Source organism: Arthrobacter sp. TJ-170 (assembly GCF_058269305.1).
The window spans coordinates 158,763-172,169 of the sequence record NZ_JBZCNL010000008.1; the positions used below are offsets into that span (position 1 = coordinate 158,763).

Genomic DNA, 13,407 nt, shown 5'->3' on the forward strand with positions numbered 1-13,407 from the left:
TCCAACATACTCTTCAGGGCCACAATCACACGCGGCGCGGCACGCCGCAGTGTCTGGTCAGGCTGGGAGGATGACCCCAATGGGTTCACGCTTCTCGGCCTGGAACCTGTCCTCGGTCCGGCCTGCGGCCCAATAACCCGACAGGGAGAGCTGATCCTTGGTCAGTCCGCGATCTTTCAGGAAAACATCGCGCAGCGCCTTCATCGACTCCCGCTCCCCGTGTGCGAATACCTGCACGCGACCACCCGGCCAGCGGTAAGCTGCGACGGCGGCGGCGAGCAGAGACTTCGTCGTATCGTCCCGCGCTTCCCGACGAACCCATACCACGTCAATACCGGATGGCTTCGCAAGCTCGATGACATCTTCCGAGCCACCGTATTCAACGAAAGCAACACCGAGAGCTTCTGCCGGGAGCGCTTCGAGGGCGGCGCTGATGGCCGGCAGAGCCGACTCATCACCGGCGAACAGATGCCAGTCGGCGGTCGGATCAGGAGAGTAGGCGCCGTTGGGACCCATCAGGGCGATTCGGTCCCCCGGCTGCGCGTTAGCCGCCCACGGGCCAGCCAGTCCTTCGTCGCCATGGACGACGAAGTCGATCTCGATGGTGCGCTCAGCGGAATTGATCCGCCGGACGGTGTAGGTGCGCGTCACCGGAACATCCCCGGGCGGAAGGTGCTCCCATAGCGCAGCGAGGTCGTAGGGCGGCTCGAGTTCGAGTTCCGGCTTGGCGAAAAGCAACTTGACGTAATTGTCGGTTACGTCCTTCGGCTGGAACTGATCGAACGCCCGTCCGCCCAGCGTGACGCGAACCATGTGCGGCGTCACCCATGACGTAGCCAGGACGTCGAAGACAAGTTGAGGGCGAGCAGGCTTCGTCTTCTGCTGAACTGTATTCACCCATCCAATTTCTCATGCCCAGTGAGCTTAACGAATCTCCTGGGGAGGGAGGGCTCCCGTGCAGCGACAGCGTAAGGTCAAACAGTATCGTCCCGCTACCACGAAGGAATGCCGGGTTGCCCTTTGTACTCACCCGCCTCATTCGCCGGCTTGGCCGTGCCCGTGTGTGGGTCGCGCCGACGCTCATCATACTTACGGTCTTTCTCACCAGCTGGCCACTCATGGCGTGGGCGGAACCGTCCAGTAACACGATCACTTCACCCGAGAATTACTGGTGGTGGTTCCTGGTCACTGCCTCCACTGTGGGATACGGAGACTTCTTCCCGACAACCGTCGGTGGGCACCTCGTCGGCGTCTACGTGATCGTCGGCGGAATCGTCACGCTGACTACCCTCTTCACCCGGATCGCTACCGCGATCGAGAATACAAAAGGACGGCGCATGAAAGGCCAAGTGGACCTGAATAAGTCCGATCACCTGGTGATCGTCGGCTATACGCCCGGGCGCACCGAGCGGGTGCTGCATGAGATCATGGCCGACAGCGCGCTTCCGGTGGCCCTGTGCGCGTGGGAGGACGTTCCCGAGAATCCACTGCCTGAGCACCCCAACCTGGGTTTCGTCCGCGGCGAGCTTGCAGAAGAAGGCGTATTGAGACGCGCCGGGATACACCGCGCGTCACGTGTCCTCATCGATGCCCGTGACGACAACGAAGCGCTCGCCCTGACCGTAGCCGCCACGCACGTGAATCCCACCGCCCACACCGTCGTCACGCTGCGGGACATGAACCGTGCCCACAATTTCTCCTATGTCGATGACGGGGTCCGCTGCGTCCAGTGGCATTCACCGCGCCTTGCGATCGAAGAACTGCAGGATCCGGGCATAGCGGTTGTCTACGCCGACCTGATGAGCCATGGCGGCAGGAACACCTATAGCACGCCACTGCCCGAAACTCTCTCGGACATGAGCTTCGGAGCAGTGCAGGAAGCTATGGGACGGATGTTCACCACTACCGTCCTCGCAGTTCAGCACAATGGGGCCGTCATCAATCCCGGTTGGGATACGTTGCTGCCCGCAGGTTCAGTTCTCTACTACGTGGGCGAGCGCACGCTCTCGGCTGAGGACATTACAGGGGCGCTGGCGAGATAACAAAGTCGGCTGAGGACTCTTGCCGGGCATGATCCCGGGAACGAAAAAGGTCCCGGAAACCTTGAGTTTCCAGGACCTTACCGTCGGGATGACAGGATTTGAACCTGCGACCCCTTGACCCCCAGTCAAGTGCGCTACCAAGCTGCGCCACATCCCGATCAGCCCGGACATTTCGTCCGAACCACCTGAAGAATCTTATCCTATCGATGCCCTGACCGACGAACCGAACGGCCCTGAATCGATGGAGAAGCGCTACTTCTTGCGGCCGCGCTTCTCACGGACGCGCATGCTGACCTCGATCGGCGTGCCCTCGAAACCGAACGTCTCACGCAGGCGGCGTGTGATGAACCGGCGGTACCCGGGATCCAGGAAACCGGTGGTGAAGAGAACAAAGCGCGGAGGACGTGATGACGCCTGCGTGCCGAACAGGATGCGCGGCTGCTTTCCACCTCGCACCGGGTGCGGATGCGCGGCAACGAGCTCCCCGAGGAAAGCGTTCAGCTTGCCGGTCGGAATGCGCTTGTCCCAGGACTCCAGCGCGCGGTCAAGTGCGGGCACGAGACGGTCCTTGTGCCAGCCGGTCTTCGCCGAGATGTTGACGCGCGGCGCCCACTCGACGTGCGCGAGGTCCTGCTCGATCTCGCGCTCCAGGTAACGGCGGCGTTCGTCGTCGAGCAGGTCCCACTTGTTGAATGCAAGGACCAGCGCGCGGCCGGATTCAATCGTGAGGTTCAGGATGCGAACGTCCTGTTCGCTCATCACCTCATCAACGGCGAGGAGGACGACGGCGACCTCCGCCTTTTCCAACGCGGACTGCGTACGCAGCGACGCATAGAAATCGGCGCCCTGCTGCATGTGGACCCGACGACGGATACCGGCGGTGTCCACAAAGCGCCAAACGCGGCCGCCGAGCTCGATCATCTCGTCCACCGGATCGCGGGTGGTACCCGCCAACGGGTCGACGACAACGCGTTCCGTGCCCGCCAATTTGTTCAGCAGCGACGACTTGCCGACGTTTGGACGTCCGATCAGCGCAACCCGTCGCGGGCCACCGGAACGCTCCAGGCCGCCGTGTTCGGAGAACTCGGGCATGATTTCCACTGCCCTGTCGAGCATGTCGGCCGTACCGCGGCCGTGCAGCGCCGACACGGGCATCGGCTCGCCGAACCCGAGCGACCAGAGCGCGGACGCATCGGCCTCGTTCTGGATGTCGTCGACCTTGTTCGCGATCAGAATGACGGGCTTCTTCTTGCGCCGCAGCATGCGGACAATCGCCTCGTCCGTGGCGGTCGCACCCACAGTCGCGTCGACGACCAGTAGCACGGCGTCCGCTAGGTCGACGGCGGCTTCGGCCTGGTCTGCGACGCGTGCGTGGATGCCGCGAGCGTCGTGCTCCCAACCACCGGTGTCCACCAGCGTGAAGTTGGTGCCGTTCCAGGTGGCTGAATACATGACGCGGTCGCGCGTGACACCCGGAGTGTCCTCGACGACTGCCTCACGGCGTCCGAGGATGCGGTTCACGAGGGTTGACTTGCCCACGTTCGGGCGGCCCACGATCGCAAGGACAGGATCGAGCCGAACCGCTGCGTCCTCGTCGTAATCACCGAGTTCCTGCGCGAGGAGTGCTGCATCCTCCTCGTCAAGCTCATAGTCCTCCAGACCTGCACGCAGCGATTCGGCGCGACGCTCAGCCTCCTCGTCATCCAGGGCATGGATGTGCTCGGCTACGGAGTCCTCGCCCGTGGGCTCATACTCTTCCTCAAGTTCGGTCTGGTTCTCGCTCATATTCGCGATCCTTCGTTTTATTGGTGGGCGACAGTGCGAACAACGTCGAGCACCGCCGTCACTGTCTGCTCGAAATCCAGGTCCGACGAATCAACGGTTACTACGCCGTTGGCCGCCTGGTGAAAATTCACTACGGATGAGTCCTTGGCATCGCGGCCCAGAACCTGCTGCTTCAACTGCTCCGCGGTTTGGGAACCGCCAAGCTGGTCACCGCGCCGCCGGAGCCGCGCTTCCTCGCTTGCGGTGAGGAGAATGCGCACCTCTGCATCCGGCGCGACGACGGTGGTGATGTCCCTGCCTTCGGCCACGATGCGGTGGTGTGAGTCCGCGATGATCTGCCGCTGCCTTCGGATCAGCTCGCTGCGGGCTCCGAGTGTGGTGGCAACCGCGCTGACGGCACGCGAAACCCGCGGCTCCCGGATGGCGTCCGTCACGTCGATACCGCTGATCAGGACCGACTCGGTGTCCGGTCGGGTGCTGAGGGACAGGTCGAGTTCACGGGAGGCACGTTCCACGGCCCCGGCGTCGGACAGGTCCACGCCCTTTTCCAGGCAATGCAGGGTCACCGCGCGGTACATGGCACCGGTGTCGAGGTACGCCGCATGCAGCCGGCTGGCGGCCTCACGACTGACGCTGGACTTGCCGGAACCGGACGGTCCGTCGATGGCCACAACGAGGGACTTGCCCAACCGGAAGTGTGCAAGAGATGCAGTCACTGAACTACCTTCCATCCGCGATCCGTGAGGAAATCAGTGAGCTCGTGCCGTTTGCCCGGAAGCACCGAGACCTCGGCCATACCTACCTGGCGCTCGGGCGAATGCTCGATTCTCAGGTCCTCAAGGTTTATGCCGGTGTCCCCGATTTCAGTGAGCAGCCGTGCAATCTGTCCGGGAACGTCATCCACCAGCACGGTGAGCCTGGCGAACGCTTCGGGGGGCGCGCCGTGCTTGCCGGGAATTCGGGCCTGGCCGATGTTGCCCTCCGCCATCAACTGCGCCATATCCAGCCGCGCACCTTCACCCAGCGGATTCTCGAGCGTGCCGATCAGCCGGTTCAGGTCTTCACGCACACCGTAGAGGATCTCCACCAGTCGGTCCGCGTTCGCAGAGAGAATCTGCACCCACAGCCGCGGATCGCTGGCAGCAATCCGGGTCACGTCCCGCAGCCCGTTCCCCGCAAGCGAGAGGGCGTGAGCGGGTGTGTCCTGCAGCCGGCTCGCCAGAAGGGACGACAACACCTGAGGCAGGTGGGAAATGACCGCAACCGCCTGGTCATGCTCCTCGCTCGACATCCGGGAAACAACCGCCCCGAGGTCGATCGCCAGCGCTTCGGCAGTGCGTACCGATTCAGGCGCGCTGTGCGTCGACGCGCAAATGACCCACGGCATGGAGGTGAACAACTCGGCGCGGGCAGCAACCGGCCCCGATTTCTCCCGCCCTGCCATGGGATGGGTACCGACGTAGCGCGCGAGGGCGTCGTCGTCGGCTGCTTCAGCTACTGACTTCAGCACCGCATCCTTGACGCTGGCAATATCGACGACGACGGCGGCCGGGTAAGCTGCCAGCGCATCGACGACCAGTGCGCCTGTGACGTCCGGCGGCGCTGCGACAACCACGAGTTCAGGCGCGAATGACGAATCGGCCGGGTCCAACGGGCGGCCTGCACCAATGTCCTGTGCCACAGCCTGGGTGGACGGCGAGATGTCGGAGAGGACGACGTCGAGCCCCCGTGCACGCAGTCCGAGCCCGATGCTTGTGCCGAGCAAACCGGTGCCGACAATCAGCACGGGGCCGGACAGGTGTGTGCCGCCGTTTGTTACGACCATCGGCTACATCTCCACAGCGGCCAGGAGGTGCCCAACTTCCTGACGGCCGAGAACGCGGATGCTGCCCTGGCGCTGATCGCCGACGCGGATGGGGCCGAACTGGGTGCGCACCAGGCGCTCAACGGGGTGACCGATGGCGTCAAACAACCGGCGCACAACACGGTTGCGTCCTGAATGAAGCACGACCTCAACCAGCACATGACCGGGAGTCGAATCGACCAGCTTGAAGGAATCGACCTTCGCGATACCGTCCTCCAGCTCGATGCCGTCCTTCATCTGGGCTCCGATGCCGTGAGCCATTGGCCCGCGGACCTGCACAAGGTAGGTTTTGGACACTTCGAAGGACGGGTGCGTGAGGCGGTTGGTGAGTTCGCCGTCATTGGTCAGCAGGATCAGACCTTCAGTCGCGACATCGAGGCGGCCGACATGAAAGAGCCGCTCCCCCTTACGGTTCTTCAGGAAGTCGCTGATGCAGGGGCGGCCCTCGGGGTCCTCCATGGTGGAGACCACGCCCTTGGGCTTGTTGAACGCGTAGTAGAGCATGGTCTCGTTCAGTTGGAGGCGGATGCCGTCCACGTGGATGGCAGCGCTCGATGCGTCAACCCGGACACCGAGGTCCGTTACGATGCTGCCGTCCACCTCAACGCGGCCGTCGCGGATCATGTCTTCGCATACCCGGCGCGATGCCACACCTGCCGACGCCATGACTTTCTGCAGGCGGACACCATCGGGATCATGCACGTCGAGCCTGTCAACGGGCGGAGCCTTCGGGCGGCGTGGGCGGTGCACGGGACCAAGGTTGCGGCCGAAGCGCTCCTTGCCGAAGGGCGCTGAACCCGCGGACGCGCCCTTCTGGCCGCTGCGTGCGGCTTTTTGAGCGCCCTTGCCTACACTCTTGCCTGCACCCTTGGGGGCATCCTTGCCTGCACCCTTGCCGGCGCGCGACGGATTAGCTCCACCGGCGTCCCTCCCGCTTTTTCCCGCGGGATCGGAGGCAAAGTTACGGCCGGCGCGGTTCCTTCCGGATCCGGAGCGGGGCGCCTGTGTCATTGAAATTCCTTAGCTGTTGTACGTCAGTACGTTGTGTCGTCGAAGTCCTGCAGGTTTTCAAGGCCGGGCAGGTGCGGAGAAAGCTTGGGCAGTTCGGCAACGGTGCCAATACCCAATCTTTCCAGAAAAAGCGGTGTGGTTCCGTAGAGCACCGCTCCGGTCTCGGGATCGGTAGCGACATCGGCGATCAGTCCACGTTGAACAAGGGTGCGAACCACCGAGTCCACGTTCACACCGCGGATTGCCGACACCCGTGATCGTGAGACCGGCTGCCGGTAAGCGATGACGGCGAGGGTTTCGAGAGCCGCCTGCGAAAGCCGTGCGCTCTGACCGTCGAGGACAAACCGTCCGACGACGGCAGCGAACTCGCTGCGCGTGTAGAACCGCCACCCGCCGGCGACATTTCGAAGCTCAATGCCCCGACGCCGGGTTGGTCCGGTTTCCGGGCCCTGACCAGTATAGCCGTCATACTCGGCCTTCAGTTCCCCGAGCGCATCCCGCACCTGATCCAGAGGAACCTCCAACGCCGTCGCGAGCTGCAGATCGGTCACCGGTTCCTCAACGACGAGGAGGACGGCCTCGACCGCGGCCGGCACTCCGCCGGGCAATGAGGCGACATCAGGGACGGGCACTTCTTCCGACGCTGTGCGGGGGCCCTCATGCATCTGATCAGTTCGCTCGCTCATGGACTCCTCCTTCTACGGTGTCGCCCGCGACCGGCAGGACGTCCTGATCGTATTCCTCGCTGATGTTGTCCGCAGTCCAGCTGCTTTCACCTGCGGACCAGCGAACGGTCAGCTCCCCCAGCGGCGCAGCCTGGTCCATGGCGATCACCATGTCGCGGAACATTTCCAGCAGCGCGAGGAAGCGGGCGACCACGACGAGCAGCGAGTCCGCGTCTGCAGTGAGCTGCCGGAAGGACAGAACGCCCTGCTCCCGGAGCCGCTGCCCGATGATGTCTGCCTGCTCACGGACGCTGACCGCCGGCGCGTGCAGGTGGCCGATTCCCACTTCCGTTGGTGCCGGCTCGCGGGGCTCCAGCGCCTTCGCGGCCAGTGCTGCAAAGTCCGACGGCGACATCCGCCAGGTCAGTTCCGGCATCATCGCTGCGAACTGGGGCTCAAGAGCCACAGCCCGCGGGAACCGTTCGCTCTCCTCGGTGAGCCGCTCCCCCATCTGGCGGGCAATTTCCTTGAACGCCTTGTACTGCAGGAGGCGTGCGAAAAGAAGGTCGCGGGCCTCGAGGAGGGCGACGTCCTCCTCGTCCTCCACTTCACCGGACGGCAGCAGGCGGGCGGCTTTCAGATCCAGCAGTGTCGCGGCGATGACCAGGAATTCGCTCGCTTCGTCGAGCGAGAAGCTGTCGCCGGCGGCGCTGAAGGCCCGGATATAAGCGATGAACTCATCGGTTACTTTCGCCAGCGCTATCTCTGTGATGTTCAGCTCATGTTTGGAGATAAGACTCAGCAGCAGGTCGAACGGCCCGTTGAAGTTGTCGAGCCGGACTTCGAACCGCCCCGCCTTCTCACCTTCGGGTGCCGCAGAAGGGGCTGCGCCGTCGTCGTTAGCGTCCTGCGCCATCAGGTGGAGAGGCGGCTACGGTGCACCGCCGCGGGAAATCAGTTCCCGGGCGAGGCTGCGGTAGGCGTCCGCGCCTGAGTGATTGCCGGCATACGTGGTGATCGGCTCCGCGGCGACCGTGGCGTCCGCGAACTTGATGGTGCGCTTGATGACGGTCTCGAAGACCTTGTCACCGAAGGCTTCGACGAGGCGGGCGATGACCTCGCGGCTGTGGAGGGTCCGCGCGTCATACATGGTCGCCAGGACGCCATCCACCTGCAGACGGGGGTTGAGGCGGTCCTGGACCTTCTCGATGGTTTCGACCAGCAGCGCGACGGCGCGGAGGGCGAAGAACTCGCAGATCAGCGGGATGATGACGCCGTGGGCTGCGGTCAGCGCGTTGACGGTCAGCAGGCCGAGCGAGGGCTGGCAGTCGATGAGGATAACGTCATAGTTGTCCTCGACCTTGCGCAGCGCGCGGTCCAGCACCTGTTCGCGGGCAACCTCGTTCACCAGCTGCACTTCAGCGGCGGAGAGGTCGATATTGGCGGGCAGGAGGTCGATGTTCTCCACGCCGGTATGCTGGATGGCGTCCTCGATGTTCACCTTGCGGTCCATCAGGACGTTGTAGACGGTGACGTCGAGCTCGTGCGGATTCGTTCCCAGGCCTGCAGACAGCGCACCCTGCGGATCGAAATCGACGAGGAGGACGCGTCGTCCCGCTTCGGCGAGCGCAGCCCCCAGGTTGATGGTGGAGGTGGTCTTGCCGACGCCGCCCTTCTGGTTCACCATGGCGATGACTCGGGCCGGTCCGTGGGAGGCCAGAACCGGGGGCTCGGGGAATTCCGTGACCGGACGTCCGGTGGGGCCGATCTCCGAGGCGGTTGCGTCCTTCAGAGTTGTGGAACCCTGTTCGCTACTCACGTATCTATCCACGCTTCCGTCTATAGCTGTTTCTTGCTCGCTTGCTTGCTTGCTTCACCACGTTACAGCGGGTCTACGGCGGAACACTGGAAATACCCGGCGATCAAACCGCGAGCCTTTAGTCTCAACCTGAGGTTCAATGTTTCGGGGGGTCCATGCCGCTACTGACTGCCGTATACAGCGGAAACTCCCCGCGAAGCGTGCCGTTGATGCTTCGCGGGGAGTTCCAGAGGGTTGTGCGTTATCGGGTTGCGCCGACCTTGTCCGCTTCGCGTCCGGCCAGGTGGGCCTCAGCAATGTCGGTCTTGGTCTCTGCGCCGTCCTCGGGAGTGTCGGCTGCGGCGTCCTCGAAGTGGCCGGCGCTCATGGTCGCCTCATCGAAGGGCAGGCGGCCGGCGAGCACCTCGTCCACCTGGCCACGCTCGATCTCCTTGGTCCAGGTGCCGATCAGAACGGTGGCGACGGCGTTGCCGGTGAAGTTGGTCAGGGCACGTGCCTCGGACATGAAGCGGTCGATGCCGACGATGAGGCCGACGCCGTCCACGAGGTCGGGGCGGTGCGACTGCAGACCGCCGGCCAGGGTTGCCAGGCCTGCGCCGGTGACTCCGGCAGCACCCTTGGAAGCGATGATCATGAAGACCAGCAGCGAGATCTGCTCGCCGAGTGCCAGCGGGGTACCGAGGGCGGAGGCCACGAACAGCGACGCCATGGTCAGGTAGATCGCGGTGCCATCGAGGTTGAAGGAGTAACCGGTGGGAACCGTGACGCCGACGACCGGCTTGGAAACACCGAGGTGCTCCATCTTGGCGATCAGGCGGGGCAGTGCAGCTTCGGACGACGAGGTTGAGAAGATGAGCAGGTATTCGCGGCCCAGGTACTTCATCAGCTTGAAGATGTTGATGCCCGTGACGATCTTGAGAAGTCCGCCGAGGATCACCACGATGAAGAGGGCGCAGGTGATGTAGAAGGCGGCCATCAGGGTGAACATGCTCACGATCGCCTGGACGCCGGTTTCGCCGACGACGGCGGCAATGGCACCGAACGCACCGATCGGGGCGAGCCACATAATCATGATGAGAATGCGGAAGACGAGCGCCTGGATGTGGCCGATGCCGCGGAGGATCGGCTTGCCTGCAGTACCCATCTTCTGGAGCGCAAAGCCAACCAGCAGGGCAATGAACAGGGTCTGCAGGATGCTCTTGCCTGTCAGCGAGGACAGCAGTGTGGTCGGGATGATGCCGAGGAGGAAGTCAACCGTGCCTTCACCCTCCTTGGTCTCGGTCTCGTAGGTGCTGCCGGAGATGTCCAGTCCCTCACCGGGTTGGACAATGTTGCCCACGACCAGGCCGATGGCGAGCGCAAAAGTGGACATCAGCATGAAGTACCCGAGCGCCAGCCCGCCCACCTTGCCGACGGTTGCGGCCTTCGCGATGGAGCCGATGCCGAGGACGATGGTGCAGAAGATGATCGGAGCGATCATCATCTTGATCAGGCCAATGAACGCCGTGCCGATGGGCTTGAGTGATTTGGCGACCTCGGGTGCAACGAGGCCGAGGATGGCGCCGACAATAACGGCAGCGATAACCGCGATGTAGAGGGTGTGGGTCTTGTCCACTCTCTTGCGGGGCTTGTCGACCGAAGCGGCAGACTGTGCAGGCATCTTCGCCATGCTGTTTACTCCTTATGCTGGTAGGCGGCCCATTGGCCGGTTCCAGACCATCGTGGACGTTACAGTGATTTGGGTCACCGTTGCGTTCATACTGTTCGCCGGTGCGCGTACGGAACGCGAGCACCTGCCCGAAGCACGGGACGTCGTCGTAGACAAAGGGAGCGTGAGACGAGTGAAGAACTGGAGCCTTGCCCGCCAGTTTTTCGTCGGCCAACTCGTCTTCGTCCTCGCGCTGACCTCGACTATCTCGTGGGTGCTCTACCTCGACGCCGAGGACAACACCTTCGACGCGGCCTCGCAGCGCATGCTCGCCGTGGCCACCACGTTCGCGGATGATCCCTATGTTCTGGAGGCCGTACAGTCACCGGACCCCACCGAGCTGTTGCAGCCCTATGCGACGGACGTGATGGATGATCTCGGCGTGGACTTCGTGACCATCATGGACACCGACCGCACCCGCTACACCCACCGGAACGTCGACGCTATCGGCGGGGAGTACATGGGTTCCGTCGACCAGGCGTTAGCGGGCGAGTCGCACGTCGAGGTCTTCACCGGCACCCTCGGGCCCTCGGTCCGGGCGATTGTCCCTGTAATCTCGGAGGACGAGGAGGTTATTGCCCTCGTCTCCGCAGGCGTCACCGTGGACTCTGTCTCCATTGCGCGCAACGCGCAGCTCCCACTGGTCTGGCTCATTGCCGCCGGTGCCCTCACCGCAGGAACGATTGTCTCCCTGGTGCTCAGCCGTCACCTGCGGAGGGCAACACTGGGCCTTGGCACCGAGCAGCTCTCGCGCATGTTCGTGTTCTACGACTCAGTGCTGCACTCCGTGCGCGACGGTCTGGTACTGACCGATCTCCGCGGTGATCTGGTGCTCTACAACGACCAGGCGGCGACGCTGCTCAACCTTCCACCGTCGGTGCCCGGTGAGGCGAAGCCGGCGTCCGGCGTCGGGCTTTCCCCCTCCATCCGTGAACTGCTGGTCAGCGGCCGCCGGGTAGTTGACGAAATCCACGTCACGGCTGATCGCGTGCTGGTGGTGAATCAGGAAGCGGCCATACCGGCGTCGGGAACAAAGCCTCTGGGAACTGTGACAACCATCCGCGACCACACTGAACTTGAGGCCCTCTCGGATGAAGTCCAGACCATGCGCACGCTGACGGAGGCGCTCCGGGCGCAAACACACGAACACGCCAACCGGCTGCACACGATCGTCTCCCTGATCGAGCTCGACCGACGCGCGGACGCCCTCGAGTTTGCGACACGGGATCTCCAGCAGTCGCAGCAGCTCACCGACGAGGTAGTGGCAGCGATCGACGAACCGTTCATCACCGCACTGCTTGTCGGCAAGGCGGCGCAGGCCAATGAGCGCGGACTGCACCTTGCCATCGATGTCGCCGGCATACTCGAGACCCGCGGCATGGATCCGCGCGATCTGGTGACCATCATCGGAAACCTGCTGGATAACGCGTTCGACGCCGCTGCCTCCTCCGCGGAGCGGTCTGTCTCCCTTTCGATCCACACAGCAGCCGAAGACGACCACACCGTAGTCATCGAGGTCCGCGACAGCGGAACCGGACTGGATGAAGCGCAACTCGACAACGTCTTCACGCTCGGATTCAGTTCAAAGGGAGCGGCCGGAACACGGGGCCTGGGCCTGGCCCTGGTCCGTCAAGCGGTGCACAGACTCGGCGGCACCATCGCGGTCGCCAACGACGGCGGCGCCCGCTTTACGGTGCGGCTTCCGGCAGGTGCCCACCTGCTCAAAGACGCAACTTCGGCGCCCCTTCCAGCGCCTGGGGAGCCGACTCGTGGCTAATGGATCATCAGCCCGGCCCATCCGCGTGCTGGTGGTGGAGGATGACCCTATCGCCTCCGAAGCGCACGCGCTTTACGTGAATCGCCTGGACGGTTTCGAACTGGCCGGTATTGCAGGCACCGGCTCGGAGGCGCTCGCCGCACTGCGGCGACAGTCGGAGGAGGCCGGCGGCGTCGTCGACCTGGTGTTGCTCGACATGAACCTTCCCGACCTGCATGGTCTCGACATCATCCGCAGGATCCGCGGCTCCGGCAGCAGCGTGGACGTCATCGCCATCACGGCGGTGCGTGAGCTGGGCGTGGTTCGCTCGGCCATCTCATCCGGAATCGTGCAGTACCTCATCAAGCCGTTCACCTATTCGGCGTTCAGCGAGAAACTGGGCAACTACCGCCAGTTCCGCGAGAACCTGCACGCGCAGGCGTCCTCCACCACACAGTCGGAAGTAGACAACGCGCTCGCCGCCCTGCGCCCGCCGTCGCAGGGAAGCCTGCCGAAGGGGTTATCCGAGGAGACGCTCCGCGCCGTCGTCTCATTCCTGTCCTCCGCGCCCGCGCCGGTCTCCGCCGTGGAAGTCGCGGGCTCACTGGAGCTGTCCAGGGTTACCGCGAGGCGCTACCTCGAGCACCTCGCCGACAGCGGCTCTGCCCGCCGGATGCCCCGCTACGGAACGCGCGGGCGCCCCGAACTCGAATACACCTGGAGCCGCTGAACCGCCCGCCCCACCCCTCAGCTTGTA

At 63.9% G+C, this 13,407-nt stretch carries 12 protein-coding genes and 1 tRNA gene; 3 read left to right on the forward strand and 10 right to left on the reverse strand.

Annotation, left to right across the window (positions count from 1 at the left end; all coding sequences use genetic code 11):
* Positions 1–57 precede the first annotated feature (57 nt).
* Positions 58–897 (reverse strand): siderophore-interacting protein, encoded by an 840-nt coding sequence (locus AC4D1W_RS14800; protein ID WP_490899222.1) that lies wholly within the window; start codon positions 895–897, stop codon positions 58–60.
* Positions 898–1,013: 116 nt separating this feature from the next.
* On the opposite strand from AC4D1W_RS14800, the gene AC4D1W_RS14805 reads away from it, so the two are divergent.
* The gene (locus AC4D1W_RS14805; protein ID WP_490899223.1) at positions 1,014–2,042 is read left to right on the forward strand and encodes an ion channel; all 1,029 of its coding nucleotides are present in this window, start codon (positions 1,014–1,016) and stop codon (positions 2,040–2,042) included.
* 83 nt (positions 2,043–2,125) lie between these two features.
* Here AC4D1W_RS14805 and AC4D1W_RS14810 read toward each other — a convergent pair.
* From AC4D1W_RS14810 to AC4D1W_RS14850, 9 genes are all read right to left on the reverse strand, one after another.
* Positions 2,126–2,199: transfer RNA gene (locus tag AC4D1W_RS14810), tRNA-Pro, on the reverse strand.
* Between the two features lie 95 nt (positions 2,200–2,294).
* Entirely contained in the window at positions 2,295–3,827 is a 1,533-nt protein-coding gene (der, locus tag AC4D1W_RS14815; protein ID WP_490899224.1) for a ribosome biogenesis GTPase Der, read from the reverse strand.
* A gap of 17 nt (positions 3,828–3,844) precedes the next feature.
* Entirely contained in the window at positions 3,845–4,543 is a 699-nt protein-coding gene (gene cmk, locus AC4D1W_RS14820) for a (d)CMP kinase (protein ID WP_490892451.1), read from the reverse strand.
* Complete coding sequence (locus AC4D1W_RS14825; RefSeq protein ID WP_490899225.1) at positions 4,540–5,652, reverse strand: prephenate dehydrogenase; 1,113 nt, start codon at positions 5,650–5,652, stop codon at positions 4,540–4,542. The genes cmk and AC4D1W_RS14825 overlap by 4 nt, the downstream gene beginning before the upstream one ends.
* A gap of 3 nt (positions 5,653–5,655) precedes the next feature.
* On the reverse strand, positions 5,656–6,702 hold the full coding sequence (locus tag AC4D1W_RS14830) for a pseudouridine synthase (protein WP_490899226.1): 1,047 nt from the start codon (positions 6,700–6,702) through the stop codon (positions 5,656–5,658).
* Between the two features lie 23 nt (positions 6,703–6,725).
* Complete coding sequence (scpB, locus tag AC4D1W_RS14835) at positions 6,726–7,367, reverse strand: SMC-Scp complex subunit ScpB (protein ID WP_490899245.1); 642 nt, start codon at positions 7,365–7,367, stop codon at positions 6,726–6,728.
* A gap of 4 nt (positions 7,368–7,371) precedes the next feature.
* Positions 7,372–8,283: a segregation and condensation protein A gene (locus AC4D1W_RS14840; RefSeq protein WP_490899227.1), complete on the reverse strand. Its 912-nt coding sequence runs from the start codon at positions 8,281–8,283 to the stop codon at positions 7,372–7,374.
* Positions 8,284–8,298: 15 nt separating this feature from the next.
* Positions 8,299–9,186, reverse strand: coding sequence for a ParA family protein (locus tag AC4D1W_RS14845; RefSeq protein WP_490892456.1), 888 nt, complete (start codon positions 9,184–9,186; stop codon positions 8,299–8,301).
* 241 nt (positions 9,187–9,427) lie between these two features.
* Positions 9,428–10,855: a cation:dicarboxylate symporter family transporter gene (locus AC4D1W_RS14850; protein WP_490899228.1), complete on the reverse strand. Its 1,428-nt coding sequence runs from the start codon at positions 10,853–10,855 to the stop codon at positions 9,428–9,430.
* 64 nt (positions 10,856–10,919) lie between these two features.
* On the opposite strand from AC4D1W_RS14850, the gene AC4D1W_RS14855 reads away from it, so the two are divergent.
* Both AC4D1W_RS14855 and AC4D1W_RS14860 read left to right on the forward strand, forming a co-directional pair.
* Positions 10,920–12,671, forward strand: a complete 1,752-nt coding sequence (locus AC4D1W_RS14855; RefSeq protein WP_490899229.1) for a sensor histidine kinase — start codon at positions 10,920–10,922, stop codon at positions 12,669–12,671.
* Positions 12,664–13,380 carry a response regulator gene (locus tag AC4D1W_RS14860; RefSeq protein ID WP_490892459.1) on the forward strand — a complete coding sequence of 239 codons (717 nt, stop codon included), beginning with the start codon at positions 12,664–12,666 and terminating at the stop codon, positions 13,378–13,380. The genes AC4D1W_RS14855 and AC4D1W_RS14860 overlap by 8 nt, the downstream gene beginning before the upstream one ends.
* Positions 13,381–13,407 lie beyond the last annotated feature (27 nt).